Source organism: Bradyrhizobium sp. USDA 4449 (assembly GCF_054056275.1).
The window spans coordinates 794,429-819,947 of record NZ_JBSRYD010000001.1 but is presented as its reverse complement, the minus strand read 5'-3'; the positions used below and the strand labels follow the sequence as shown (position 1 = coordinate 819,947).

Below are 25,519 nucleotides of genomic sequence, written 5' to 3'. Positions count from 1 at the left end.
ATGTCGTTCAAGAAGCTCCTGATCGCCAATCGCGGCGAGATCGCCATCCGCATCGCCCGCGCCGCGGCCGACGCCGGCATTGCCACGGTTGCGATCCATCCGGCCGATGACGCGCTGTCGTTGCATGTGCGCGTTGCCGACGAGGCGGTCGAAATTCCCGGTCGCGGCGCGCGGGCCTATCTCGATATCGAAGCTGTCGTGCAGGCGGCGAAGAGCGCGGGCTGCGATGCCCTGCATCCCGGCTACGGTTTTCTCAGCGAGAACGCGGCGTTCGCAACAGCCTGTGCGGATGCGGGCGTCGTCTTCGTCGGACCGAAGCCGGCCGCGCTGGAACTGTTCGGCGACAAGGTCGCCGCACGGCAACTGGCAAAGCGTTGCGGTGTGCCGATCATTGCCGGCACCAGCGGGCCGTCGTCGCTCGACGAGATCACGGCGTTCTTCACCTCGCTGGGCAACAGTGCGGCGGTGGTGATCAAGGCGATGGCCGGCGGCGGCGGACGTGGCATGCGCGTGGTCGAGAACGCCGCGGATCTCGCGGAAGCCTATGCGCGCTGCCAATCCGAGGCCAAGGCGGCGTTCGGTTTTGATGGCGTCTATGCCGAGCGGCTGATCCGGCAGGCGCGCCACATCGAGGTGCAGATCATCGGGGATCATCACGGCGCGATCTCTCATCTGTGGGAGCGCGAATGCACCGTCCAGCGCCGGCATCAGAAGCTGATCGAGGTGGCGCCGAGCCCGTCGCTGAGCGACGCCTTGCGCGGCCGTATCATCGAGGCCGCCAAGCAGCTCGCCGCGGCTGCCTCGTATGACAATCTCGGCACGTTCGAGTTCCTGGTCGACGGCACCGCCGAGGACAGCTTTGCTTTCATCGAGGCCAATCCGCGGCTCCAGGTCGAACATACCGTGACGGAAGAGGTGCTCGGCATCGACCTCGTCCGCGCCCAGCTCGCAATTGCCGCGGGCGCGTCGCTGGCCTCGCTCGGTCTCGCGCAGGGTGCGATCCCGAAGCCTCGCGGCTATGCCATGCAGCTCCGCGTCAACATGGAGACGCTGGACGCGACGGGTGCGACGCATCCGAGCGGGGGCGTGCTCGCCGTATTCGAGCCACCGTCGGGCCCCGGTGTCCGCGTCGACAGTTTTGGCTATGCCGGCTACAAGACCAGCGCGGCGTTTGACTCGCTGCTGGCCAAGGTCATCGTGCATACGCCGGGCGAAGCCTGGCACAACGTGGTCGCCAAAGCTTCGCGAGCCCTGCGCGAATTCCGGATCGATGGCGTCGTCACCAACATCGCCTTCCTTCAGGCCGTGCTGGCGCACCCAGACTTCCGGACCAATCGCATCGCGACCGACTTCATCGATCGCAACATCGCCAGGCTGGTCGAGGCGGCGGATGGCGCGGCCAAGCCGCTGTACTTTGCCGCGGCTGAGCGAGGCGGCGCTCACGGCACGGAGGCCCAAATCGCGCAAGCCGTGCCTGAAGGCGCGGTGATGGTCGCAGCGCCCCTGCAGGGCACCATCGTCACCATTCAGGTCAGGGAAGGCGAGGTCGTGCGCCCGGGCCAGCAACTTGCGGTGATCGAGTCCATGAAGATGGAGCATCTGGTCATGGCCGAGCAGGGCGGCCGCGTCATGAAGCTCGCAGCAGGCGACGGCGTCACGCTGCTACATGGCGAACCGATCCTCTATCTGGAGCCGCTCGATGTCGCTGCCGATGCGTCGTCTGTCGAGACCGATATCGATCTCGACCATATCCGCCCCGATCTTGCCGAGTTGATCGCGCGGCAGGCCAACACGCTCGATGCAAACCGTCCGGCCTCTGTCCAGCGCCGGCGCAACACCAACCAGCGTACGGCGCGCGAAAACGTCGCGCAGCTCGTCGATGACGGCTCGTTCATGGAATATGGCAGCCTCGCCATTGCCGCGCAGCGGCGCCGGCGCAAGCTCGACGATCTCATCAAGAATACACCGGCCGACGGCCTCGTCATGGGTGTCGCCACCGTCAACGCCGAAAAATTCGGCGGAGACGCCGCGCGCTGCATCGTGGTGGCCTATGACTACACCGTGCTCGCGGGTACGCAGGGCCATATGAACCACAAGAAGATCGACCGCATGCTCAGGCTGGCGGAAGACTGGCGTTTGCCGCTGGTGTTCTATGCCGAAGGCGGCGGCGGCCGGCCCGGCGACACTGACCGGCTCGGCATGACCGGGCTTGATGGGCCATCCTTCGTGCAGTTCGCAAAGCTCTCCGGCCTCGTGCCTGTCGTTGGCGTCGTCTCCGGCTATTGCTTTGCCGGCAATGCCGCGATGCTCGGCTGCTGCGACGTCATCATCGCCACCAAGAATGCTTCGATCGGCATGGGCGGCCCGGCGATGATCGAAGGCGGCGGCCTCGGCGTCTATCATCCGGCAGAAGTCGGCCCCGTCTCGTTCCAGTCGCCGAACGGCGTCATCGATATCCTGGTCGAGGACGAGGAGGAGGCGACATCAGTCGCGCAGAAGTACCTGTCCTATTTCCAGGGCGCCGTGAAGAACTGGGAAGCCGCCGATCAGCGCCTGCTCCGGCGCGCCATCCCGGAGAACCGCCTGCGTGTCTACGACATCCGCAACGTGATCGATCTCGTCGCCGACGAGGACAGCGTGCTGGAGCTGCGCCGCGACTACGGTCTCGGCATGATCACCGCGCTGATCCGCATCGAGGGAAAGCCGTTCGGCCTGATCGCCAACAATCCCCGCCACCTCGGCGGCGCGATCGATGCCGACGCCGGCGACAAGGCCGCGCGTTTCCTCCAGCTTTGCGACGCCTACGATCTGCCTGTTGTCTCGCTCTGCGATACGCCCGGTTTCATGGTCGGCCCCGAAGCCGAGAAGACCGCGATCGTGCGCCACGTCTCGCGCATGTTCGTGACGGGCGCCAGCCTTACCGTGCCGCTGTTCGGCATCGTGCTGCGCAAGGGCTACGGGCTCGGGGCGCAGTCGATGATCGGCGGCGGCTTCCACGCCTCGTTCTTCACCGCGGCCTGGCCGACCGGCGAGTTCGGCGGCATGGGCCTCGAAGGCTATGTCCGGCTCGGCTTCCGCAAGGAGATGGAAGCGATCGCCGACGCCGAGGAGCGCGAGGCCTATTATCGCAACAAGGTCGCCGAGCTCTATGCCAACGGCAAGGCGGTCTCGATCGCGTCGGTGTTCGAGATCGACAACGTCATCGACCCCGCGGAGACGCGGCGCTGGATCATGGCGGGCCTGCGATCGGTGCCTAAGCCGGCGCCAAGGACGGACAAGAAGCGGCCGTGCATCGACACGTGGTGAGGGCGGTGCAGCAATAGCTGCGTTCCGGTTCCCGATTGACATCCCCGCCTTTGGTGCCAGACTTTGCACCAGAATACAGGGTGGAGACGTCCGCGATGGCCAGCCTTTCGGCCTCGAACCATGTCGCCCGTGTCTTGTCCGTCGCCAAATCATGTGGCCGACGTCGATGCGGAGTCGCGGATCGCGAACTCCTGGCGGCGCTGCCTGATCAGCCACAAGCTCGACCCCGCCCGTCAGGGTCCGCCGCAGACGCTGACTGAGGCCGAGATCCGTCACGTCGCCGAGCCGCTGGAAGAGACCATCCGGTTGCTGACGCCCGAACTCGACGATCTCGCCCGCGTGCTCCGCGACGCCGGCTATTGCGTCAATCTCGCTGACGCGAACGCGACCATGCTGTTCAGCCGCTTGCCCGGCGAGGCCGATACCGAGATCTTCTTGCGCTGGAAGGTCTATACCGGCTCGAATTTTTCGGAAGCTTTTGAAGGCACCAACGGGCTCGGCACGTGCCTTGCGGAACAAAAGCCCATCCTGGTCCATCGCGATGAGCATTTTCGCGAGCAGTGGGGCATCTTCTCCTGCGCGGTGACGCCCCTGTTCGACCAGGCCGGACGTCTCGCCGGCGCGGTCAACATCACGTCCTGCCGCGATGACCTCAGCCGTGCCGCGCATCAGCTGGCGCTTGCGGTGACGACGGAAGCGACGCGGCGGATGGAGCGTGCGATCTTCCGCGATCATTTCCGCAACGCCTGGATCGCGACCGTGCCTGATATCGGCGGCAACGCCCTGCTCGCCTTTGACGAGGACCGCCGCATCGTCGGCGCCTGCCGCTCGGCGCGCGCCTTGCTCGGCCTGACCGACGGATTGATCGCCTCCGGCATCGATCTGTCGCGCTACATCAAGCTCGATCATTCGCGCAACGCAGACGACATCGTCGAGCTGCGCCGCGCCGATGGCCGGCCGCTCGGTCGGAGCCACATTGCCCCGCCGCTGCGCGCGAGATCGTCCACGCTTCGCCGTGATGCTCCGATCGATCGCTTCGACGCGCTGCACCGGCTCGCCGGCCGAGATCCAGGCCTGGTCAAGAGCGTGAAGCGCTTGAGGAGCATCGGCGATCACAACCTGCCGGTGCTGCTGCGTGGCGAGACCGGCGTCGGCAAGGACGCGTTCGCGCGCGCCATCCATGCCGCCAGCAACCGCGCGCGCAACAATTACGTCGCGCTGAACTGCGCGGCGATGCCGGAGAGCCTGATCGATGCCGAGCTGTTCGGCTACGAGGCCGGCGCCTTCACCGGCGCGCGGCGCGACGGGTCGAAAGGCCTGATCGTGCAGGCCGACGGCGGCACGCTGTTCCTCGACGAGATCGGCGACATGCCGATCGCGCTGCAGACGCGGCTGTTGCGCGTGCTGGAGAACCGCGAGGTCTGGCCGCTCGGCGCGCTCAAGCCGGTGCCGGTGGATATCCGGTTGATCAGCGCCACCCATCGCGACCTCGGTCGCATGGCGGAGGAAGGCGCCTTCCGCACCGACCTCTATTTCCGCCTGCGCGGCATGGAGGTGCGGTTGCCTGCGTTACGCGAGCGCGCGGATCGGGATGACATCGTCCGCCAGATCGCGCGCGAGGAAGCGCCGGATTGCCGTATCTCGGGCGAGGCCTGGTCGTTGCTCGCAGCCTATTCTTATCCGGGCAACATGCGGCAGCTCCGCCACGTGCTGCGGCTCGCCGGCTGCACGGCCGAGGATGGCGTGATCATGGAGGCCGATCTCGATCTGCCGCCGTTCGGCGGGAGAGCGACGGAGGCTCTCGAAGCCGCCGAGCGCGCGACGATCGTCGAAGTGCTGCGCAAGCACGGCGGCCGCGTCACCGAAGCTGCGCGGACGCTGAAGCTGAGCCGCGCCACGCTGTATCGCAAGATCAAGCAGCTGAAGATCGAGAGCGCGCAGTAGCTCGCCCTTACGAAAAATCCATCCAGCTCAGATGCCGCGAATCGAGGTCGCCGACTGAAACGGTCTCGCGGATTTCGTGTGGGGTGTGGAAGCTGCTGCGCAAATACACCAGTGGCGCTGCCGCGGCGGAATGCGATACGCCGCGCACCTCGCCGACGAAGATCGAGTGCGTCCTGGTCTCGAATTCCTGCGCCAGCACGCAGTCGAATGCTGCGACCGCGTCGGTCAGCACCGGAGCGCCCGTGACCCCGCGCGTCCATTGCCCGAAGGCAAAACGGTCGTCGCCGTTGACGCCCTTCTGGCCGCTGAAGGTCAGTGCCAGCAGCGCGTGATCCTCGTGCAGGAAGTTGATCGCGAAGGCCGCTTCCTCGCGGATGCGGGTGTGCGCGCTGGCTTTGCGGTTGACGCAGACGATCAGCGAGGGCGGATTGTCCGACAGCGAACAGGCCGACGTCACCGTCAGCCCGGTGCGCTTGCCGTGCTCGGCGCCGACGGTGACCAGCGCGACCGCGCCGGCGCATTGGCGCATCGCCTGCTTGAAATCGTTTGCGTCGACGCTCACGCGGACATCTCCGGAACAGTAGCGGGTGCGGCAGGTTCGCGCCGCACCCGCGAAGCGTCAAGCTGCCTTCTTTGCGGAGCCGAGATGCTTCAGGCGCGGCATCACCTCGTTCATCAGCAGCGAAAGCGAGTGGTGCCAGGCCTCCGGCTTGTGCTTGTAGTCGAAGCCGAACACGCAGAGCACGCCGAAGCCGCCGACCTCGTCATAGATCTTCTCGATCTTCTCGGCGACGGTCGCAGGCGAGCCGACGATCCAGTTCCGCTTGGCGCAATATTCGACGGTGACGTCGCTATCGGGCACATCGGGGGCGTGCTTCAGATAGTCCTTGAAGCCGAAATGGCCGAGCAGCGGCAGGAAGTACTCGCTCATCATCCGGCCCATCATGTCGCCGGTCGAGAGCTTCCACGCCTCTTCGTCGGTGTCGGCGACGAACACCTCGCGCACCAGGCGCCAGTCGGCGCGGTTCGGCTTGCGTCCGGTCTTGGCGGCGCCGATCTCCACCGAGTCCCAATGGCTGCCGACATAGGCCGGGTTGAGGTTGAGGCTCATCGGGATGAAGCCGCGTTCGCCGGCGAGCTTCAGCGTGTCCGAGTTCTTCGACAGTCCGGCCACGCCGATCGGCGGATGTGGCGCCTGCAGCGGCTTGATGTGCGGCTTGAGGAAGTCGAACATCGTGTCGGGCTTGGTCACCGTCCAGAACTTGCCCTTGTACGTGAACGGTGCCGGCTCGCTCCACAGCTTCAGGATGATCTCCAGTGCCTCGCGCGTCATGTCGCGGTTCTGCCCGCTCATGCCGTCGACGTTGAACATCGCCCAGTCGCTCGGCAAGCCTGAGGCCGCGACCCCGAAATTGAGCCGGCCTTCGGAGAGGTGATCCAGCATCGCGACGCGGTTGGCGAGCTCGGCCGGATGGTGATAGGGCAGCAGGAAGCCGCCGGGGCCGATGCGCAGGCGCTTGGTCTGCATCAGGGCCTGTGCGATCAGCAGGTCCGGCGTGGGATTGGGTTCCCAGGGCGCGGTGTGATGCTCGCCGATCCAGGCTTCCTGATAGCCGAGTTCGTCGAGCCAGCGCAGGACCTGCAAGTCCCAATCGTGTCCTTCCTTCAGGCCGCACTCCGGCGGATGCGAAGGCATCGTGAAATAGCCGATCTCCATGGGTTTCCTCATCTGATGTTGACGCGTCTTGCTGCGCGTTCCCTTGAACAGAAACAGCTTCAGCAAGCGGTGTGCCAGCGCGCTTTGCGTCTCAGAGCCGTGAGAAAAGGCTGGTTTAGAGCGGTAATAGCCGATATTCCGGGGCAGATTTGCCGAGCGTCCGTCTCATTGTCGCGAGACGGCGTCCCGGCGGTGAGACGAGGGATACGATTCGAAATGACCGAACCCGCATTCGCCGCGGTGGACTGGGGCACCAGCAGCTTTCGCCTCTGGGTTGTCGATGGCACCGGCCAGGTGTTGGCCGAGCGCCGCAGCGATGAGGGCATGCTGGCGGCGGCCAAGGCCGGCTTCCCCGGCGTGCTGCAATCGCACCTGGCGGCCGTCAGCGCGCCGGATCGTCTGCCGGTTTTGATCTGCGGCATGGCGGGGGCCAAGACCGGCTGGGTTGAGGCCGGCTACGTCGACACGCCGGCGCCGTTGTCCGCGGTCCTCGAGCAGGCCGCCCGCGTGCCGGGCGAGGTGCGCGACATCCGCATCCTGCCGGGCATCGCACAGCGCGACGCATCAGCGCCCGACGTGATGCGCGGCGAGGAGACACAATTGCTCGGCGCGCTCGGTATCGAGGCTGCGGGCGACGCCCTGGTCTGCATGCCCGGCACCCATTCGAAATGGGTGCGGGTGAAGGATGGCACGGTCACGCATTTCTCGACCTTCATGACCGGCGAGCTCTTCAGCGTCGTCTCGCGCGAGACGATCCTGTCGCTTGCCATCGCCGGCGCTGATGATGCCGAGGACGTCGCGAGCTTCAAGGCCGCCGTGAAAGCCGCGTTCGATGCGCCGGCGTTCACCGCCAATCTCCTGTTTGCCGCAAGGTCGCGCCAGTTGCTGTTCGGCGGCACGCCGGCCGCGGCCCGCGAGACGCTGTCGGGCACCTTGATCGGCGCCGAGCTTGCGGCAGGCCTGTCCGGCACGGTGCCGAAAGCCGGCATCACCTTGATTGCGTCGGGTCGGCTGGCGGCGCTGTACCGGCTCGCCTTCGAGGCGCTGACGCTCGACGTGAAGCCGATCGACGCGGATGAAGCGGTTCGCCGAGGCCTCTCGATGGCATCGGCGGCGATCTGGACGAAGTGAGAGGACATTTGTGATGAGCGTTCCCTTTCCACCGATGAAGCGGCCCCTGGTCGCGATCCTGCGCGGCGTCAAGCCGGAGGAGACCGAGGCCATCGTCGGCGTGCTGATCGAGGCCGGCATGACCGCGATCGAGATTCCCCTGAACTCGCCCGATCCGTTCCGCTCGATCGGCATGGCCGCGAAGCTCGCCCCTGCCAACGTGTTGATCGGCGCCGGCACGGTGCTATCAGCGGCGGATGTCGATCGCCTCAACGACGCCGGCGGCAGGCTCATGGTCTCGCCGAACGTCGACACCGAGGTGCTGGCGCGCGCGCAACAGCACGGCATGGTGACGCTGCCCGGCGTGTTCTCGCCGACTGAGGCGCTGCTCGCGGCGCGCTCCGGCGCCTCAGGGTTGAAGTTCTTTCCGGCGAGTGTGTTGGGTGCGTCCGGCATTGCCGCGATCCGCGCGGTGCTGCCCGCAGGCGTCATGATCGCGGCGGTCGGCGGGGTCTCCGACCAGAATTTTGCCGAATACATCAAGGGCGGCGTGACGGCCTTCGGGCTCGGTTCCAGCCTCTACAAATCAGGCATGTCGGCCGCCGACGTCGCTGCGCGCGCGAAAGCGACGATCGAGGCCTATGACCGGGCGATTGCGAAAGACTGAAACCCCAACAAACAAGCGTGATGACGTCACGCTCATGCGTTGTCCGAGCACAATCCGACCTCTCCCCATCGCAGAGAGGTGAACAGGGCGCTAGCCGCGCTTCGTCGACGGCGCGGGCAATTGCTCATGGCGGCGCTGGAAGCGCTGCCAGTGCAGCACGATGCCGATCAGTGCGGCGGGCGCGAAACCGAGCGCGATCAGGAACTGCGGCAGCTCCTTCGGCGACATGAAGGCGATCGCGATGTCGGAGATAAGCCAGAGCGCAGCGAACATCACCGCGAAATCGGTGCGCGGGCAGCGCAGATAGTAGAACACGGCGGTGATGACCACGGCGGGTCCGATCGCGATGGCGATCATGACCGCCGTCAGCTCCTTCGGCGTCACCGCGTCCAGCACCATCGAGGCCAGCAGCCAGATGGCGGCAAACATGGCGATGATGTCGATCGGGTGTCGCAACCGAATACCTTTCGCGAGCTTGCGCTATCGTTGAGTCCCAAGCCTTCGACGTTCAGCGTTCGACATCAAGCCTTCGGCGTCAGGGTCCGTTCCGTCAAGTAAAATACGCCTATACCTCGTCGTTTCCGGGCGCCGGACGCAGCATGAAATGGCCGAAGGCGGAGGCGATCGGCTTCCCCGGCTCGTCCTGCCAGGCGCGTGCCTCAAAGGCGACGATACGCCGTCCCTGTTTCACGATCGAGACATTGGCAATGGTATCCAGCGCCCGGCCGGATCGTAAGTAGTTGACGGTCAGCCCAATCGGCTTCGGCAGTGTCGCGATTCCGAGTTCGCGCCGGACGCCGATGATCGCTGTGGTTTCGAGAAAGGCGCCGGTCATGCCACCATGGATGGCGGGCAGGATCGGGTTGCCGATGATCTTTGGCGAGAACGGCATCGTCAGCGTGCCGTCATCATTGACGCGAATGCCGAGGGCGCGCGCGAACGGGCTGTTGGCGAACGGACCGTTGGGATCGTCAGGCGCCTCCAGAGTCGGAATGCTGCGCTCCGCCATCGGGCGGTCCGCGAGCATGTTGGTGCGGTTGGCGCCGATCATGAAGCAGGCGGTGGCGGTCGCCACAGGATCGTCCTCGGACTCCTGGTAGGCCGTGGAGCGGACGAACGCGATCGAGCGCGTGGTGCGATAGCAGACCGAATGCGCCTTGATGGCGAGGCCGGGCGTCGCCGGCTTCTGGTAGTCGATGCGCAGGTCGAGCGTCGCGATCGCGCTGGTGCCGTCGAGCGCGAGCTGCACCGCCATGCCGCAGCTCTCATCCAGCATTGCGGTGACGACGCCGCCATGCAGCACGCCAGTCTCGGTATCGCCGACGAAGACGGGGCGATAGGGCAGGCTCGACCAGGCCTCGCCCGGCGCGAACCGGTCGAGCTGGAGCCCGCTGATATGGCCGTAATCGGAACGGCGGCCCTTGATGGCCTCGGCGAGTTCCTCGAACGGAAGCGTGGGCGATAAGGTAGACATGGTGACGTTCTAGACCAGTGTCGCGCGCCGCGCAAAACCCCGCATGCAGCCTCTGCAAGCCCGGTTTTGCCTCGACAGATCAGGTGGAAGCAACGATGGTGGGCGTTCCATTGCCGCGAGGAGTATCCCATGGCTGACCCCGAAACGCCCGCCAACCAGGGACCCGTGATCATTTCCAATTCAAGCTCCGAACGGGCGCCGATCATCTATTTCGACGGCGCATCCTGCTTCGGACACCATAATGGTGCGATCCAGATCGAGCTTGCCGCAAACCTCCTGATGCCTGTTGGTGCCGCCGTCAGGGTGGACGTGGTCCAGACTGCGCATCTGCGCTGCAGCCCGGCCGCGGCGCTCGCCTTGCGCGAAGCAATCGACAAGGCGCTCGCGATGCTCAAGCTCGGACAGCAGGAGCGGGCGGAGACGATCCCGGCGGTGAAGAACTGAGGCTTATCGAATCGGGTCTCGACAGAGTCGTCCAAATCTCAGCCGACATGCACCTTCGGCTTCCTCCCGTCATTCCACTTGCCGTCGAGCGCGCGCTCGATCTGGGCGGCGAGCTGCAGCAGCAGGCCATCATTGGCCTGCTTCGCGATGGCCTGGATGCCGAGCGGCAGGCCGTGGTCCTGGGCTGCCATCGGCATCGAGATTGCGGGCATGCCGCAGAGATTGGCGAGCGGCGTGAAGGCAAAGAAGCGCCAGAGATTGCCGAACCAGTCGAGCACGTCAGGATTGTCGGACGTGGTGAGATATTCTTTGGTGCCGACCTTCGGCGTCGGCAGCGCCGTGATCGGCGTCAGGATCACGTCCCACTGCTCGAAGAAGCTGCCGAAGCCGCGCGAGGTCGTGTTGAACACGGCCTGCATTCTGGCCCGGTCGGCAAAGCTGGTGTGAAGTCCGGCTTCCCAGATCCGGATGTTCATCGGCTCGATCAGATCTTCCGGCGGCCGCTCCAGTCCGCGCGCGGCGAGCATGTTGGAGATCACGACCGAAAAATTCGAGATGTAGCAGGTGGTCTGGGCCGCGAAGGCGGCGCGGAAATCGAGGTTCGGCAGCGCGTAGTCGACGTGATGGCCGAGGCCTTCGAGGAAGCGGCCGGTCTTCTCCAATTCGGCCGCGATCTCCGGTGTCGCGGTGTAGTCGCCCCAGGTGTGGGACAGCGCGATGCGCAGCTTTGAAGGATCGCGCTTGATCATCTCGCAATAAGGCTGTGCCGTGGTCCAGAACGGCATGAACTCGCCGGGTGCGGGCCCGCGCGCATGATCGACGAAAGCCGCGGTGTCGCGCACCGAGCGCGACTGGCATCCTTGGATCGAGACGAGGCCGGTGAGATCGGACATATGCGGCGCCAGCGAGAACACGCCGCGCGAGACTTTCAATCCGATATTGCCGTTGACGCCGGCGGGGATGCGGATCGAGCCGCCGCCGTCCGTCGCGTGCGCGATCGGCACCACGCCAGCCGCGACCATCGCGGCGCTGCCGGCCGACGAGCCGCAGGTGGTGTAGTCGGTATTCCAGGGATTGCGGGTGACATAGACGGCGGGATTGTCGGCCGAAGAGCACACGCCGAATTCCGGCGTCGTCGTGCGCCCGATCAGATTGAGACCTGCCTGGCGGAATTTGCCTGTGAGGAACGTGTCGGCCGCGGCGCGATTGCCGCGCATCAACAGCGAGCCCATCTCCTGGAGCCGGCCTTTCATGGTCGGACCGAGGTCCTTCATCAGGAAGGGAAGGCCGGCGAACGGACCTGAGAGATTGGCGCCGTCCTTGGCGGGATCGGCGATCACGTCGTCGAACAGCTCGACCACGCCCGACAGCGTCGGATCGACCTTGGCGACGGCTGCCGCGGCCTGACGCGCCAATTCCTTCGCCGTCAGCTCGCCCTTGCGGACGCGCGCTGCAAGTCCGACGCCGTCATGCTGCGTCCATTCGTTCCAGCTCATCGGCAAAGTCATGACGTCAGATCCCCTTGAGGTGTCGCGTCACCTTTTTCGCAAGGGCCGGCGTGAATCAACTGAGCCGGCGCGAAGGGCAGGGTTGCGCCGGGCGGAGAGGTCGGGGCGCTTTAGAGGAGGCGCGCGATGGCCGCAACCGGGCCGCCGCCGGCGGGCCCTTGATGTTCGGCGCCGCCCGAGACGTAGACCGCGCTGGTGCCGGCAAGGCCCGCGATCAGGCCGCCTACCGCTGCGCGGGCATGGCGTGTCGAGCTGATGTCGGTGTCCTCGAGCATGGTATGGCGAAAGCCGCGCACGCTTCCATTTGGCGAGGCCTCGGCCTTGGCGAACACGTTGACGAGCTCGCGGCCTGGCTTTGCCTGCGGGCCAAGGCCTACGCTGTTCAGCGCCGACAAGACCGCCGAGGCGTCGATCGCATCGCTCATCACGGCATGCCCGATTTCGAATTCGCTCGCCGACGAATCTGAATTGCCGAGCACGATGACGACGTTGTGCATCAGCTCGATCCCCGATGAGGTCGAGGCCACCTTCGAGAACAGATCATGTCGCCGCAGCACATCGTCGTCGCCGATGTCGATCATGACCTCGCCAAGCGCAACCGCAACGCCGAGCGCAGAGGCGCCGCGTGAATGGGCCATCGAGCTGTAGGCGCTGATCGTCGTCGTCTTGTGGCCGCGCGAGCTTGCTGCTTCGACACGCTCGCTGGTGAGCAGCGGACACTTGATCTGGACGAAATGGACGTCGGCAGCATCGGTGATGTCCGCATCTCCCATCGCGGCCTTCACCGCCTTGGCGGTCTCGGTGATCTGCGCGGAGCGGCCGAGCTCTTCGGGCAGGAAATCGCGGGTCTGCGCCATGCCGATGCTCAGGCGCTTGCCGGAGATGTTTGCGGGCCGCTGTTGAACGTCCTGACGCGTGAACACCGTGATGTGCGGGCTGAGCACGCCTTCGGTGCCGCCGGACATCACGAAGGCAATGCGCTGCTCGACTTCTTCAGGCCCCACGTCGAGCTTCGGCGCCAGCGCCGTGCACAGCGCGGCGACGGCATATTCCCGCGTAAAATCGTTGACGCCGCCATTGCCTTCGGTCTTGCCGAGGATCGCCAGGATGCAAGTCGGATCGATCGCGCGGGAGTCGATCAGGCTCATGAGGCCGGAAACATCGCCGGGACCTTTGGTGGGAATCTTGAAGACGCCAACCGACGTGGTGCGCATGGAGTATCCTCGTGGGAAGTTTGCTGGTCCGGCGGAGGCTAACCAGTCGGGGAAGCGGGGCGGATGTCAAGTGCAAGGTCCGTGGTCCGGATGGAGCGAAGCGCAATCCGGGACGGTGCCTCCGCATTCCGCTCCGTTCCATGCGGGCTGCAGAAGCCACCATCGCTGGCGCAGCCCACCGCGCAAAGCACGAGCACTGGGTCAACCAGCCCGCACCAAAATATTTCGCTTTACCGAAATTCGGATTTGTCGTATGTGTCGCCGATCCTGATCCGGCGAAAAGGGGCGGTCGTACGTCGTCACGAGCCGCGGATCGGGCTGCGGTGGACGTGGGCGGCGCCGTCGCGGATGTGAGTGGCAGGGCGGGGCAGTGGATTGAGCCGAGCCTCGTGAGCACCTCGCAAGCCGCGTCGGACGAACGGCGCCGTGTCCGGCCAAGCCCTTTGGGCGAAGCGGGATCTGCCTGCGTACGGCAAAACCGTGTGGTCCTGGCCGTCGTCGCTACGGTCAAGTCTTGCGGACGCGGCATCGGCGCCAACCGGCGCGGTGCCGGTAACTTCCGTAAGGCGAGGGAGGCCAGAAGGAATTCGGCTCCCGGGAGAGCACGGCATAAGCCGTCCGACCACCGCGCAGGGAAGGCCGTGTGTTCGGCCGCACCTGTATGCTGCTGTGCGGTCTCCTTGCGCTACGCTTTCGCGCAGCAGACCGTGGGTGCGAGGTCGGCACCCGGCCTTCCCTGCGCCCTTTCTGTCGAGGGCGTGACGAGACGAGCAAAACTCGGGCGGAACGCGCCGCGGGAGCGAGAGCGCATGTCTGGCTTTGGAGCATGTCTGGCGTTGGAGATGATCGAAGCAAGCAAATGCCCCGCGACGCCCTCACGATTGTGGCGAGATCGCATCGGTTCGACAAAAAATCCTCTGTCGACGGCCACCCGCCGCACCTTGATGAATCGACCTTGGTTGGTCCATAAGCGGCGTCCCGCGGCCGGATTTCGGTCTGCGTCGCGTGCTTGGACATAGAGGAATTCTCGCGTGGCAAATATCAACCAGAAAATTGCGCAGGAGCTTGGGGTTCGGGCGGAGCAGGTCGAGGCTGCGGTGACGTTGCTCGACGGCGGCGCTACGGTTCCTTTCATCGCCCGCTACCGCAAGGAAGCGACCGGTGCGCTCGACGACACGCAATTGCGCACCCTTGAGGAGCGCCTGGTCTACCTGCGCGAGCTCGAAGACCGCCGCAAGGCGATCCTCGAATCAGTCCGCGAGCAGGGCAAGCTCGATGCTGCGCTCGAAGCCTCCATTCTCGCCGCCGACAGCAAGGCGCGCCTCGAAGACATCTATCTGCCATTCAAGCCGAAGCGCCGCACCAAGGCCGAGATCGCCAAGGAAGCCGGCCTCGAAGCACTTGCCCTCAAGCTCATCGCGGAGCCCGGCAACGATCCCAAAGTCGTCGCCGAGGGTTTCATCAACGCGGAGAAGGGCGTTGCCGACGCCGCGGCTGCGCTTGACGGCGCCCGCGCCATCCTGGTCGAACGCTTCGACGAAGACGCCGATTTGATCGGCGTGTTGCGCGAGGAGATGTGGACCAATGCGCGCATGGTCTCGAAGGTGCGCGATGGCAAGAAGACCGAGGGTGAAAAATTCGCCGACTATTTTGACTTCTCCGAGCCGCTGACCAAGCTGCCGTCGCACCGCATCCTCGCGATGTTCCGCGGCGAGAAGGAAGAAATCCTCGATCTCCAGATCCAGGCCGAGGCCGAGACGCCGCCCGCCGGCGTGCCCGGTGCCTATGAGCTGAAGATCATGAAGCGGTTCGGCATCGCCGATCTCAAGCGCGCCGGCGACCGCTGGCTGATCGACACCGTGCGCTGGGCCTGGCGCACCAAGATCCAGGTGCATCTCAACATCGATTTGCGCATGCGGCTGTGGAACTCGGCCGAGACCGAGGCCGTGCGCGTGTTCGCTTCGAACCTGCGCGATCTCCTGCTGGCCGCCCCCGCCGGCACCCGCGTCACCATGGGGCTCGATCCCGGCTACCGCACCGGCGTCAAGGTCGCGGTCACTGACGCGACCGGCAAGGTCGTCGATACCGCGGTGATCTATCCGCACGAACCGCAGCGGCAGTGGAATGAGTCACTCGCGATCCTCGGCAAGCTCGCCATCAAGCACCGCGTCGAGTTGATCGCGATCGGCAACGGCACCGCCTCGCGCGAAACCGACAAGCTCGCAGGCGATCTCGTCAAGGGTCTCGCCGAGTTGAAGATGTCCAAGATCGTGGTGTCGGAAGCCGGCGCGTCGGTCTATTCGGCCTCCGCTTTCGCCTCCGAGGAGTTGCCCGACCTCGACGTCACCCTGCGCGGCGCGGTCTCGATCGCCCGCCGTCTTCAGGATCCGCTCGCCGAGCTCGTCAAGATCGAGCCCAAGGCAATCGGCGTCGGCCAGTATCAGCACGACCTCGGTCAGGCCAAGCTCGCCAAATCGCTCGACGCGGTGGTGGAAGACTGTGTGAACGCGGTCGGTGTCGACGTCAACACCGCCTCCGCGCCACTGCTCGCACGCGTATCGGGCGTCGGTTCCGGCCTGGCGCAGAGCATCGTGGCGCATCGGAATGCCAACGGCCCGTTCAAGTCGCGCAGGGCGCTGAAGGAGGTGCCGCGGCTCGGTCCGAAGGCGTTCGAGCAGTGCGCGGGCTTCCTGCGCATCGTCGGCGGCGACGACCCGCTCGATGCCTCCGGCGTGCATCCGGAGGCCTATCCGGTGGTGCGCCGGATTCTCGAGGCCACCAAGAGCGACATCAACGCGCTGATCGGCAGAAGTGAGATCGTCCGCACGCTGAAGCCGAAGGACTTTGTCGACGAGACCTTTGGCCTGCCGACCGTCACCGACATTCTGCGCGAGCTGGAAAAGCCCGGCCGCGACCCGCGTCCGGCGTTCAAGGCCGCGGTGTTCAAGGAAGGCGTCGAGGAGATCAAGCATCTCCAGAAGGGCATGATCCTCGAGGGCACCGTCACCAACGTCGCCGCCTTCGGCGCCTTCGTCGACATCGGTGTGCACCAGGACGGCCTCGTGCACATCTCCGCGATGTCGAAGACCTTCATCAAGGATCCGCGCGAGGTGGTGAAGCCCGGCGATATCGTCAAGGTGAAGGTGCTCGACTTCGAGGTTGCCCGCAAGCGCATCTCGCTGACCTTGCGCCTCGACGACGAGGTTGGCGCCAAGAAGGACGCGCCCGGCATGCAGCGCGACAACAACTCTCGTAACGCCGCCCGCATGACCTCATCGGCCCCGCGCAAGCAGGAGTCGTCCGGTGGCGGCGGCGCGCTGGCCGAAGCGATGCGCCGGGCCGCGGAGAAGAACAACGGCAAGCGGGCGTGAGGGGTGAGTAGCCGATTTAGGGCGAGCTCTAACCACTCGTCATTGCGAGCGCAGCGCACCAATCCAGTATTCCTCCGCGGAAACAGTCCGGGATTGCTTCGTCGTACCAGTGCAAAATTGCTTCGCAATTTTGTCACGCATCACGGAGGAGAGCGCGGGGCTCCCTCTCCCTAACTTTCGCGTCAGAATCTGGCGCGCTTGTAAGTTGAAGATGCCTGTCCCTTCCTCTCTGATCCCTCCCGGTGCGGCAGCAATATCGCCGCACAGCACGGAGGATGCTTCGATGGACAACAGGCTTCTCAAGGGCCTCACTGCGGTGACGATCGCCGCTGGGGTGGCGCTCGCATCGCCGGTTCTCGCCCGAGGTGGTGGCGGCGGAGGCGGCGGTCACGGCGGCGGCTTTGGTGGCGGCTTTGGTGGCGGCGGGCATTTCAGCGCCGGAGGAATGCATGCCGGCGGCATGGGTGGTGCCATGCACTTTGGCGGCATGGGCGGGGCTCATTTCGGCGGCGCGCGCTTCGCCGGTTCGCCGATGGCCGCGCACGCAGCCTTCGGGCCGCGCTTTGCCGGCGCACCGTTCGCGACCCGCGCGGCCTTCGGCCCGCGATTTGCCGGCACGGGCTGGCACGGCAGGCCTTTCATCGGACGCCATGCCTTCTTCTTCCGCCATCACCGCTTCCACCGGTTCGCCTTCTTCGGCGCACCGTTCTACTACGCCAATTACTACGACGACGGCTGCTGGCGCAGGAGTTGGACGCCCTATGGGTGGCAATGGGTCAATGTGTGCGGGGATGGTTGGTACTAGCATCGCCGGACCGCACCATTGTCGCGATCGCCGCCGGGTGGTTCCGCTCAGCCCCGGAACGGGATAATCTGGTGGCGATCGTCGCGCGGAGTTCGTCATGACCGGAGGCCACCGCCGCATCCTCGTCGTCGAGGACGATCCGGAAACCGCAGGCCAGCTCGTCGAGGAATTGACGGCCTCGGGTTATGACGTCGATCTCGCGGCGACGGGGCGCGAAGCCCTCAGCCATGGCGTGGCGCGCGATTATGCCGTGATCACGATCGACCGCATGCTGCCGGATATCGACGGCATCACCGTGATGCGGCAGATGCGCGATGACGGCGTCGCGTCGCCCGTCCTGATCATCTCCGCGCTCGGCGAGGTCGATGACCGCGTGCGCGGCTTGCGCGCGGGCGGTGACGATTATCTGGTCAAGCCGTTCTCCTTCGTCGAGCTGCTCGCGCGCCTCGAGGCGCTCGGCCGCCGCAGCGAGACCATCGCCAAGGAAACCATCTTGCGCGTCGGCGACCTCGCCGTCGATCTGATCGCGCGCAACGCCAGCCGCCGCGGCCGCAAGATTCCGCTGCTGCCGCGCGAATTCCAGCTGCTCGAATATCTCGTGCGCAACGAGGGACGTGTCGTCTCTCGCGCGATGCTGCTGCAGCACGTCTGGGACCTGCATTTCGATCCCTCCACCAACATTATCGACGTTTATGTCGGGCGCGTCCGCCGCAAGGTCGACGATGCCCAGGCCTATCCATTGATCCACACCATTCGCGGTATCGGATATTGCCTCCGTGCTCCTGGCTAAGACGCTTCGGTCCTCGACCTTCCGCCTGGCGCTGATTGCCATCGCGATCTTCGGCGTGATCGTCGCGGCGATCATGGTTTACGTCTATTTCGGCACGCTGGCTTATGTGCGGAGCCGGGTCGGAGATGAAGGCGATCATTCCGGCTTCGTCGCAATGCTCGAACTCGCGATGATCGCGGTCGCCGTGCTGCTCGTGCTGCTGGCCGGTCTGGCCGCCGTGCTGGTGACGCGGCGCACGGTCGGGCGGATCGAGGAGATCAACGCCACCAGCCGCGCTATCATGTTGTCAGGCCTCGACCGGCGCATTCCCTTGCGCGGCAGTCATGACGAATGGGACCGGGCCGCCGAAAACCTCAATCAGATGCTCGATCGCATCGAGACCCTGATGGGTGAGGTCAAGCAGGTCAGCGACAACGTCGCCCACGATCTCCGTACGCCGCTGACGCGGATGCGCGGCCGCCTGGAAAAGGCCTATCACCACGAGCGCAACAGCGAGGCCGATGCCGCACTGATCGGCGACACCATCGCCGATCTCGACGCCGTGCTCGGCATGTTCGCCTCGATCACGCGGATCTCGGAGATCGAAACCCGGGCGCGCCGCAGCGCGTTTCGTGTGCTCAACCTGGCTGAAATTGCCGGCGAGGTCGTCGAGCTCTACGACGCCGCCGCCGAACAGGTCGCGACGCGCCTGAGCCTCGGTGGTGACAGCGAAGTGGCAGTCACAGGCGATCGCGACCTCTTGTTCGATGCCATCGCCAATCTCGTCGACAACGCGATCAAGCACGGCCGTCCGGGCGGAAAGGTCACGGTGACGTGCCGCAATGCCGGCAACAGTGCGACGATCGCCATCGCCGATGATGGTCCGGGCATTGCCGCCGATCAGCATGACCACGTGTTCAAGCGCTTCTATCGGCTCGAGCAGAGCCGCTATACCCCGGGCAACGGCCTGGGCCTGAGCCTGGTCGCGGCGGTGTCGCGCCTGCATGCCGCCGAGATCGCGCTGCACGACAACGCGCCGGGCCTCACGGTGCAGCTCAGCTTCAGGAGCGTGCTATAGCTCGATCACGCCGCGGCGCGCCGCATGCGCCACCGCATCGGTGCGGCCGGTCGCATCCAGCTTGTCGAGCAGCGAGCCGACGTGGAATTTCACGGTGTGCACGGAGATATTGAGCCGGCGCGCGATCATCTTGTTGGAGGCGCCTTCCGCCATCAGCGCGAGCACGTCGAGCTCGCGCTGCGTCAGCGCAATATCCTCGGGCATGACGCGCGGATCGCGTGCGACGACGCTCGCATTGGCGGTCTCCCCGGACGCGGCAAGGCGAAGCCCCGCGACACTGCCGAGCAGCGTCGCGAGGCGGTCGGCCAACACCGGATCGTCAATGTCGATCGACAGCACGATGTCGGACGTGGTGTCCTCGCTCACGCCTCGGGCCTCTCGCCAATTGTGACCCTGAAGCTCGCTGGCTCGCCGCCACGCCGGACCGCGACATCGACCACCCGGCCGACACTGGCGGGCCCCAGCGTTCGCAGCAACGCGCGCACGCCGGAAAGCTTCTCGTCGTTGACCGCCACGATCACGTCGCCCTGGCGGATGCCGGCCGTGGCGGCAGGACCGGCCTTGTCGACATTCATCACCATCGCGCCGATGCCATCATCGAGCCGCAGCGGCTGGAGCCCGAGTCCGAGATATCCGCGCGCGATGCGGCCGCGTGTCTCGAGCTGCGCCGCAACCCGCTCGATCGTGGCGGTTGGGATCACCAGCACGCGGCGTGGGCCCAGCACCGCCATGCCGAAGGCCTGGCCCGAGGCATCGAGGGCAAGGCCGCCTTCCTGGCTCGGGCGCAGGCGGACATCGAGCTCGATCCGGGCATCGATCTCGCCGCCACGCAGCGAGCGCCAGCCCTTGCCTGAAGCGGACACCAATCCCAGCGAAGCGCTTGGTGCATCGCGGTTGGTGGAAGCCACGACCGAGAGCGAGCCGAGAGCAGGGATCGTCGCCGCCAGCTTGACCGGGGCGATGGCCGTATCGGCGCGCAGCAGCGCGATATCGGTCGTGTGGTCGCGGCCGACAACTGTCGCGGCAACCGCGGTACCGTCGGCAACGGAGATCTGGACGTCGCCCTCGTCGGCCAGCGCCTCGTCGGCGGTGACGATCAGGCCGGGCTTCCAGGCGAAGCCGGTCGAGCGGGAACGATGCGAATGCACGGAGACGACGGACGGCGAAATACGCGCCACGAGGTCCGCGAGCGCCGATGACAGCGAGGTGAGAGGGGTAAGGTCGGTCATGGAAGCTCCTGTAAGTTGCCCACAATCTGGGATGTCGCGGCCGATTGCGAAACTGGCCGGGTGGCCAGTCCTCCCCAGGGACACGGCCGACGAACATGTGATTGGGAGCCCCTCGCGCGAACGTGCAGCAATCGCCAGATCAGGCTTGCCGGCGTCACAATCGATGTCTTGGAGCATGCGGCTGCAGTTGACGCAACGCAACGAAAGCCGGCAACGCTGCAGGACAATTCCAAAGACGACAAATCGGCTCGAAGGCCGATCGCTTGCTGGCAATTATACCCCATGGTAGCACGCGATGGATCGCGCGCCCGCCACACTCTCAGCTCCTCCGGATTTTATTCCCGACATGACCGAATTTCGCGGCGTCTTCCCCTACCTCGTCTCTCCCGTCAGTGCCGACGGCACGGTGCGGACCGACGTGCTCGCAAGGCTCTGCGACGATCTGATCGGCGCCGGCGTGCACGGTCTGACGCCGCTCGGCTCGACCGGCGAGTTTGCCTATCTCAACGCCGCGCAGCGCATGGCTGTGGTGCAGACCACGATTGAGGCGGCGAAGGGCCGCGTGCCCGTTGTCGCGGGCGTTGCGTCGGCCTCGACAGCCGATGCAGTGGCGCAGGCGCAGGCCTACCAGAAGCTCGGCGCCGGCGGCATCCTGGCGATCCTCGAGGCCTATTTCCCGCTCTCTGATGCCCAGGTCGAATCCTATTTCCGCGGCATTGCCGACGCCGTGGACATTCCGGTCGTCATCTACACCAATCCGCAATTCCAGCGCTCGGATCTGACCCTCGATGTCATCGCTCGCCTCGCCGAACATCCGCGCATTGGCTACATCAAGGATGCCTCGACCAACACCGGACGGCTGCTCTCGATCATGAACCGCTGCGGCGAAGCCTTGCGCGTGTTTTCGGCCTCCGCCCATATTCCGGCCGCTGTGATGTTGATCGGTGGCGTCGGCTGGATGGCGGGACCGGCCTGCATCATTCCGCGCCAGAGCGTCAGGCTCTACGATCTCAGCCAGGCCGGTCGCTGGGACGAGGCCATGGCGCTCCAGCGCAGGCTGTGGCGCATCAACGAGGCCTTCGCCCGCTTCAATCTCGCCGCCTGCATCAAGGCCGGCCTTTCGGTCCAGGGCTACGACGTCGGCGATCCCGTCCCGCCGCAGGCGGCGCTCAACGCCGATGCGCGCAAGCTCGTGGAAGCCGCGCTCAAAGAGCTGGCTTAAAGTCCCTCCGGTCATGACCAATCCACGGTCCCGCCGCCCAAATCCGCGACTGGTCTGGTCTGCCTCCATCCGCTAAAAGGCGGCCGCACTTTTGAGGCTTAGAGGACCCAGCGGAATGAATATTCTTCCCGGCAATTTGCGTTTCGGAGCGGGCCAGCCCGTCAAGCGTTTGGAAGACCAGCGGCTGCTCACCGGGAAGGGGCAATTCATCGATGACAAGCCGGAGGACGGCGCGCTGTGGTTGCACGTGCTGCGCTCACCGCACGCGCATGCGAAAATCGTCTCGGTCGACACCAGCGCTGCGGCAACGATGCCTGGTGTGACCGCGATCTATACCGGCGTCGATCTTGTCAAGGACGACGTCGGCGCCATCCCGACGCTAAGCATCTTCAAGCGCCCTGACGGCAAGCCGATGACGGTGCCGCCGCGCCGCCTGCTCGCCCATGAGGTCGTCCGTTACACCGGCGAGGCCGTTGCGGCGGTGGTCGCCTCGTCGCGTGCGGAGGCACAGAGCGCGGCCGAGGCGATCGTCGTCGAGTATGACGTGCAGCCCGCCGTGGTCGATCCCGTCGAGGCCGTGAAGCCAGGCGCGCCGGTGGTGTGGCCGGACGCTCCCGACAATATTGTCGGCGCGATGAGCTATGGCGATGCCGCCAGGGTCGACGAGGCCTTCGCCAAGGCCGCGCATACGGTCGAGCTCGATCTCGTCAGCCAGCGTCTGGTGCCCTCGGCGATGGAGCCGCGCTCGACTATCGCCGAGATCGACAAGAAGACCGGCCGTCTCCTCCTGCACGTGCAGTCACAGACCCCGGCGTCGACCCGTGACCTCCTCGCGGAATCGATCCTCAAGCGTCCGAAGGACAGCGTGCGCGTGCTGGTCGGCGATATCGGCGGCGGCTTCGGCCAGAAGACCAGCCTTTATCCGGAAGACGGCATCGTCGCCTATGCCGCGACCAAGCTGAACAAGAAGATCCGCTGGCGCGGCGACCGCACCGACGAATTCGTCGGCGGCACTCATGGTCGCGACCTCACTTCGACAGCGTCCTTCGCCTTGGACGAGAAGGGCAAGGTGCTCGCCTATCGGGTCAGGTCGATCGGCTGCACCGGTGCCTACTCCTCCGGCACGGGCAACATCATTCCGCTGGTGCTCGGTCCGTTCGTGCAGACCGGCGTCTACGATCTGCCGCTGGTGCATTTCGAGATCAAGTCAGTGATGACCCACACCGCGCCGGTCGGTGCCTATCGCGGCGCCGGCCGCCCCGAGGCAGTCTTCATCGTCGAGCGCCTGTTCGACGCTGCCGCGCGCAAGATCGGCATGGATCCGCGCGCGATCCGGAAAGCCAATTACATCAAGCCGGCGCAACTGCCTTACACGAATGCAGCAGGCCAAGTGTACGATTCCGGCGCCTTCGCGCACATGCTCGACCGTGCGGTCAAGCTCGCGGACTGGGACGGCTTCGCCGCGCGCAAGAAGGCAGCGAAGAAAAAGGGCCTGCTCTACGGCCGCGGCCTCGCCTCCTACATCGAATGGACCGGCGGCCGCGCGCATACCGAAAGGGTCACGCTGCAAGCAACCTCGCAGGGGCGCGTCGTGCTGCATTCCGGCACCCAGGCGATGGGGCAGGGGCTGCAGACCACCTACACGCAGATGATCTCCGACACGCTCGGCATCGCCATGGACAAGATCGACGTCGTCCAGGGCGATACCGATCTCGCCACGGGCTTTGGCAGCGTCGGCTCGCGCTCGCTGTTCGTCGGCGGCACGGCGGTCGCGGTCTCCTCCAACGATCTGATCCAGAAGGCGCGCGAAAGGGCGGCGAATGTGCTCGAGACCTCGGTCGAGGACATCGAGTATCAGGGCGGCATGCTGACCGTGGTCGGCACCGACCGCCGCATCAGCCTGTTCGACATTGCCGAGAAGGAGGCCGGTGCAAAACTTAGCGTCGATTCCGAGGGCGAGGTTGACGGGCCGAGCTGGCCGAACGGCACGCATATTTGCGAGGTCGAGATCGACCCTGAGACCGGCGTGTCCAAGGTCGTGCGTTATACCACCGTCGACGACGTCGGCGTTGCCGTGAACCCGATGCTGGTCACCGGCCAGATCCATGGTGGGGTCGCGCAGGGCATCGGCCAGGCCCTGTATGAAGGCGTGGCGTATGATGCCGACGGCCAGCTGCTGACCGCGAGCTATCAGGATTACTGTATCCCGCGCGCCGATGATGTGCCGCCGATCGTGGTGACGCTGGATGATTCCGCGCCCTGCCGCACCAATCCGCTCGGCGCCAAGGGCTGCGGCGAATCCGGCGCCATCGGCGGTCCGCCCTGCGTCACCAACGGCGTGATGGACGCGCTTGCCGAGTTCGGCATCACCCAGTTGAACACGCCGCTGACGCCGCAGAAGATCTGGCAGGCGATCCGGGATGCGAAGCTGGCGGGCTAGCCCTTTCAAGTGCGGAGGAGAGGGCTAAATCCCCAGCATCATCTTGGCGATGATGTCGCGCTGGATCTCCGACGTGCCGCCGAAGATCGTGTAGGCGCGGCCGTTGAGATATTCCGGCACCACCGTCAGCATGTCCTCCGGCAGCGCCGGCTCGTGGTTGAGCTTGTAGAGCGGACGCATCGGCTCGACCGCCAGCGCATCATGGCCGATCACGTCGACGCCGAGCCGCGTCACGGCCTGCCGGATCTCGCTGTTGCGCAGCTTCAGGATCGACGACACCGCGCCGGGATTTTGTCCGGTCTGCAGCGCAGAGAGCACGCGCAGCTCGGTCATTTCAAGCGCATCGATGTCGACCTCGACCTCGGAGATGCGGAACGCGATGTCAGGGCTCACGATCGCGCGGCCCGTGAGATCGGACTCCGCAAGCTCGGTGATCGCGCGCAGTCCCTCGCGCAGCTTGGCTGATGCAATGCCGGAGCCGCGCTCGAATTCGAGCAGATATTTGCCGTAGGTCCAGCCCTTGCCTTCGTCGCCGACGCGGTTGGCGACGGGTACGCGCACGTCGTCGAAGAACACCTGGTTGACCTCGTGGTCGCCGCCAATGGTGAGGATCGGGCGCGTCGTGATGCCCGGTGCCTTCATGTCGATCAGGATGAAGCTGATGCCGTCCTGCTGCCGCGGTCCCTCGCTGGTGCGCACCAGCGCGAACATGCGGTTGGCATGGTGCGCATGCGTGGTCCAGATCTTGGTGCCGTTGATGATGTAATCCTCGCCGTCGCGCACCGCGCGCGTCTTGAGCGAGGAGAGATCGGAGCCCGAGCCCGGCTCGGAATAGCCCTGGCACCAATAGTCCTCGCCGGAGAGAATCCGCGGCAGGTAGAAAGTCTTCTGCTCGGGCGAGCCGAAGCCGATGATGACCGGCCCGACCATCTTCACGCCCATCACATTCACATTCGGCACGCCGGCGCGCGCGCACTCGCTCTCGAAGATCCAGCGCTGCGCCGGCGTCCAGTCCGGGCCGCCATATTCGACCGGCCAGCCCGGCGCACCCCAACCCTGCTTATGCAGCGCACGCTGCCAGGCCATGCCGATGTCCGGATCGGAGAACACCGAGGGCGTCAGCGCGGTGGCACGCTTCATCTCCTCGGAGAGATTTTTGGCGATGAAACTGCGCACCTCGCTCTGGAAGGCGCGCTCCTCGGCATTGAACGACAGGTCCAT

General features: G+C 65.6%; 20 protein-coding genes and 1 pseudogene. 11 read left to right on the top strand and 10 right to left on the bottom strand.

Annotated elements, in window-relative coordinates:
• Positions 1 to 3,306, top strand: coding sequence for a carboxyl transferase domain-containing protein (locus tag ACVIIW_RS03825; protein WP_456699518.1), 3,306 nt, complete (start codon positions 1 to 3; stop codon positions 3,304 to 3,306).
• Positions 3,307 to 3,401: 95 nt separating this feature from the next.
• Positions 3,402 to 5,250, top strand: a pseudogene (locus tag ACVIIW_RS03820) (sigma-54-dependent Fis family transcriptional regulator).
• Between the two features lie 7 nt (positions 5,251 to 5,257).
• Here the strand turns inward: ACVIIW_RS03820 and ACVIIW_RS03815 are convergent.
• Together ACVIIW_RS03815 and ACVIIW_RS03810 are read right to left on the bottom strand one after the other, a co-directional pair.
• Entirely contained in the window at positions 5,258 to 5,812 is a 555-nt protein-coding gene (locus ACVIIW_RS03815; protein ID WP_456699517.1) for a flavin reductase family protein, read from the bottom strand.
• A gap of 57 nt (positions 5,813 to 5,869) precedes the next feature.
• On the bottom strand, positions 5,870 to 6,967 hold the full coding sequence (locus tag ACVIIW_RS03810; RefSeq protein ID WP_456705080.1) for an LLM class flavin-dependent oxidoreductase: 1,098 nt from the start codon (positions 6,965 to 6,967) through the stop codon (positions 5,870 to 5,872).
• Positions 6,968 to 7,183: 216 nt separating this feature from the next.
• Between ACVIIW_RS03810 and ACVIIW_RS03805 the strand changes: the two genes are divergently transcribed.
• Both ACVIIW_RS03805 and ACVIIW_RS03800 read left to right on the top strand, forming a co-directional pair.
• A complete protein-coding gene (locus ACVIIW_RS03805) occupies positions 7,184 to 8,098 on the top strand; it encodes a 2-dehydro-3-deoxygalactonokinase (RefSeq protein WP_456699516.1) in 915 nt (304 codons plus the stop codon).
• A 13-nt stretch (positions 8,099 to 8,111) separates the two neighbouring features.
• Entirely contained in the window at positions 8,112 to 8,744 is a 633-nt protein-coding gene (locus ACVIIW_RS03800) for a 2-dehydro-3-deoxy-6-phosphogalactonate aldolase (protein ID WP_456699515.1), read from the top strand.
• A 90-nt stretch (positions 8,745 to 8,834) separates the two neighbouring features.
• Here the strand turns inward: ACVIIW_RS03800 and ACVIIW_RS03795 are convergent, their stop codons facing one another.
• Together ACVIIW_RS03795 and ACVIIW_RS03790 are read right to left on the bottom strand one after the other, a co-directional pair.
• Positions 8,835 to 9,200 carry a hypothetical protein gene (locus ACVIIW_RS03795; protein WP_456699514.1) on the bottom strand — a complete coding sequence of 122 codons (366 nt, stop codon included), beginning with the start codon at positions 9,198 to 9,200 and terminating at the stop codon, positions 8,835 to 8,837.
• 109 nt (positions 9,201 to 9,309) lie between these two features.
• Positions 9,310 to 10,218, bottom strand: a complete 909-nt coding sequence (locus ACVIIW_RS03790; protein WP_456699513.1) for a PaaI family thioesterase — start codon at positions 10,216 to 10,218, stop codon at positions 9,310 to 9,312.
• A gap of 129 nt (positions 10,219 to 10,347) precedes the next feature.
• Here ACVIIW_RS03790 and ACVIIW_RS03785 point away from each other — a divergent pair, with 129 nt between their 5' ends.
• A complete protein-coding gene (locus tag ACVIIW_RS03785) occupies positions 10,348 to 10,662 on the top strand; it encodes a hypothetical protein (protein ID WP_456699512.1) in 315 nt (104 codons plus the stop codon).
• A 38-nt stretch (positions 10,663 to 10,700) separates the two neighbouring features.
• Here the strand turns inward: ACVIIW_RS03785 and ACVIIW_RS03780 are convergent, their stop codons facing one another.
• Positions 10,701 to 12,170 (bottom strand): amidase, encoded by a 1,470-nt coding sequence (locus ACVIIW_RS03780; protein ID WP_456699511.1) that lies wholly within the window; start codon positions 12,168 to 12,170, stop codon positions 10,701 to 10,703.
• Between the two features lie 110 nt (positions 12,171 to 12,280).
• Positions 12,281 to 13,384: a cyanuric acid amidohydrolase gene (atzD, locus tag ACVIIW_RS03775; RefSeq protein WP_456699510.1), complete on the bottom strand. Its 1,104-nt coding sequence runs from the start codon at positions 13,382 to 13,384 to the stop codon at positions 12,281 to 12,283.
• A 1,031-nt stretch (positions 13,385 to 14,415) separates the two neighbouring features.
• Between atzD and ACVIIW_RS03770 the strand changes: the two genes are divergently transcribed.
• On the top strand, positions 14,416 to 16,755 hold the full coding sequence (locus tag ACVIIW_RS03770) for a Tex family protein (protein ID WP_456699509.1): 2,340 nt from the start codon (positions 14,416 to 14,418) through the stop codon (positions 16,753 to 16,755).
• 39 nt (positions 16,756 to 16,794) lie between these two features.
• Here ACVIIW_RS03770 and ACVIIW_RS03765 read toward each other — a convergent pair whose 3' ends face one another.
• Positions 16,795 to 17,046 (bottom strand): hypothetical protein, encoded by a 252-nt coding sequence (locus ACVIIW_RS03765; protein WP_456699508.1) that lies wholly within the window; start codon positions 17,044 to 17,046, stop codon positions 16,795 to 16,797.
• Here ACVIIW_RS03765 and ACVIIW_RS03760 point away from each other — a divergent pair.
• The 3 genes from ACVIIW_RS03760 to ACVIIW_RS03750 all read left to right on the top strand — a co-directional run bounded on the left by ACVIIW_RS03760 (position 17,039) and on the right by ACVIIW_RS03750 (position 19,407).
• Positions 17,039 to 17,560: a hypothetical protein gene (locus ACVIIW_RS03760; protein ID WP_456699507.1), complete on the top strand. Its 522-nt coding sequence runs from the start codon at positions 17,039 to 17,041 to the stop codon at positions 17,558 to 17,560. The genes ACVIIW_RS03765 and ACVIIW_RS03760 overlap by 8 nt on opposite strands.
• Positions 17,561 to 17,657: 97 nt before the next feature.
• The gene (locus tag ACVIIW_RS03755; RefSeq protein WP_456699506.1) at positions 17,658 to 18,350 is read left to right on the top strand and encodes a response regulator transcription factor; all 693 of its coding nucleotides are present in this window, start codon (positions 17,658 to 17,660) and stop codon (positions 18,348 to 18,350) included.
• Positions 18,337 to 19,407 (top strand): sensor histidine kinase, encoded by a 1,071-nt coding sequence (locus ACVIIW_RS03750; protein ID WP_456699505.1) that lies wholly within the window; start codon positions 18,337 to 18,339, stop codon positions 19,405 to 19,407. The genes ACVIIW_RS03755 and ACVIIW_RS03750 overlap by 14 nt, the downstream gene beginning before the upstream one ends.
• Here ACVIIW_RS03750 and ACVIIW_RS03745 read toward each other — a convergent pair.
• Positions 19,402 to 19,773, bottom strand: coding sequence for a response regulator transcription factor (locus ACVIIW_RS03745; RefSeq protein ID WP_456699504.1), 372 nt, complete (start codon positions 19,771 to 19,773; stop codon positions 19,402 to 19,404). The two genes, ACVIIW_RS03750 and ACVIIW_RS03745, sit on opposite strands and share 6 nt — an antisense overlap.
• The gene (locus ACVIIW_RS03740; protein ID WP_456699503.1) at positions 19,770 to 20,636 is read right to left on the bottom strand and encodes a S1C family serine protease; all 867 of its coding nucleotides are present in this window, start codon (positions 20,634 to 20,636) and stop codon (positions 19,770 to 19,772) included. Before ACVIIW_RS03740 ends, ACVIIW_RS03745 begins: the two co-directional genes overlap by 4 nt.
• A gap of 346 nt (positions 20,637 to 20,982) precedes the next feature.
• Between ACVIIW_RS03740 and ACVIIW_RS03735 the strand changes: the two genes are divergently transcribed.
• Positions 20,983 to 21,858, top strand: coding sequence for a dihydrodipicolinate synthase family protein (locus ACVIIW_RS03735; protein ID WP_456699502.1), 876 nt, complete (start codon positions 20,983 to 20,985; stop codon positions 21,856 to 21,858).
• A 115-nt stretch (positions 21,859 to 21,973) separates the two neighbouring features.
• Entirely contained in the window at positions 21,974 to 24,298 is a 2,325-nt protein-coding gene (locus ACVIIW_RS03730; protein ID WP_456699501.1) for a xanthine dehydrogenase family protein molybdopterin-binding subunit, read from the top strand.
• 24 nt (positions 24,299 to 24,322) lie between these two features.
• Here ACVIIW_RS03730 and ACVIIW_RS03725 read toward each other — a convergent pair whose 3' ends face one another.
• Positions 24,323 to 25,519, bottom strand: a complete 1,197-nt coding sequence (locus ACVIIW_RS03725) for an acyl-CoA dehydrogenase family protein (RefSeq protein ID WP_456699500.1) — start codon at positions 25,517 to 25,519, stop codon at positions 24,323 to 24,325.

Excerpts from the sequence above, each read along its gene's own strand:
- ACVIIW_RS03735 (WP_456699502.1), top strand. The coding sequence starts at position 20,983 with ATGACCGAATTTCGCGGCGTCTTCCCCTACCTCGTCTCTCCCGTCAGT.
- atzD (WP_456699510.1), bottom strand. The coding sequence starts at position 13,384 with ATGCGCACCACGTCGGTTGGCGTCTTCAAGATTCCCACCAAAGGTCCC.
- ACVIIW_RS03780 (WP_456699511.1), bottom strand. The coding sequence starts at position 12,170 with ATGACTTTGCCGATGAGCTGGAACGAATGGACGCAGCATGACGGCGTC.
- ACVIIW_RS03825 (WP_456699518.1), top strand. The coding sequence starts at position 1 with ATGTCGTTCAAGAAGCTCCTGATCGCCAATCGCGGCGAGATCGCCATC.
- ACVIIW_RS03755 (WP_456699506.1), top strand. The coding sequence starts at position 17,658 with ATGACCGGAGGCCACCGCCGCATCCTCGTCGTCGAGGACGATCCGGAA.
- ACVIIW_RS03760 (WP_456699507.1), top strand. The coding sequence starts at position 17,039 with ATGGACAACAGGCTTCTCAAGGGCCTCACTGCGGTGACGATCGCCGCT.
- ACVIIW_RS03725 (WP_456699500.1), bottom strand. The coding sequence starts at position 25,519 with ATGGACCTGTCGTTCAATGCCGAGGAGCGCGCCTTCCAGAGCGAGGTG.
- ACVIIW_RS03790 (WP_456699513.1), bottom strand. The coding sequence starts at position 10,218 with ATGTCTACCTTATCGCCCACGCTTCCGTTCGAGGAACTCGCCGAGGCC.
- ACVIIW_RS03740 (WP_456699503.1), bottom strand. The coding sequence starts at position 20,636 with ATGACCGACCTTACCCCTCTCACCTCGCTGTCATCGGCGCTCGCGGAC.
- ACVIIW_RS03805 (WP_456699516.1), top strand. The coding sequence starts at position 7,184 with ATGACCGAACCCGCATTCGCCGCGGTGGACTGGGGCACCAGCAGCTTT.
- ACVIIW_RS03800 (WP_456699515.1), top strand. The coding sequence starts at position 8,112 with ATGAGCGTTCCCTTTCCACCGATGAAGCGGCCCCTGGTCGCGATCCTG.
- ACVIIW_RS03810 (WP_456705080.1), bottom strand. The coding sequence starts at position 6,967 with ATGGAGATCGGCTATTTCACGATGCCTTCGCATCCGCCGGAGTGCGGC.
- ACVIIW_RS03785 (WP_456699512.1), top strand. The coding sequence starts at position 10,348 with ATGGCTGACCCCGAAACGCCCGCCAACCAGGGACCCGTGATCATTTCC.
- ACVIIW_RS03730 (WP_456699501.1), top strand. The coding sequence starts at position 21,974 with ATGAATATTCTTCCCGGCAATTTGCGTTTCGGAGCGGGCCAGCCCGTC.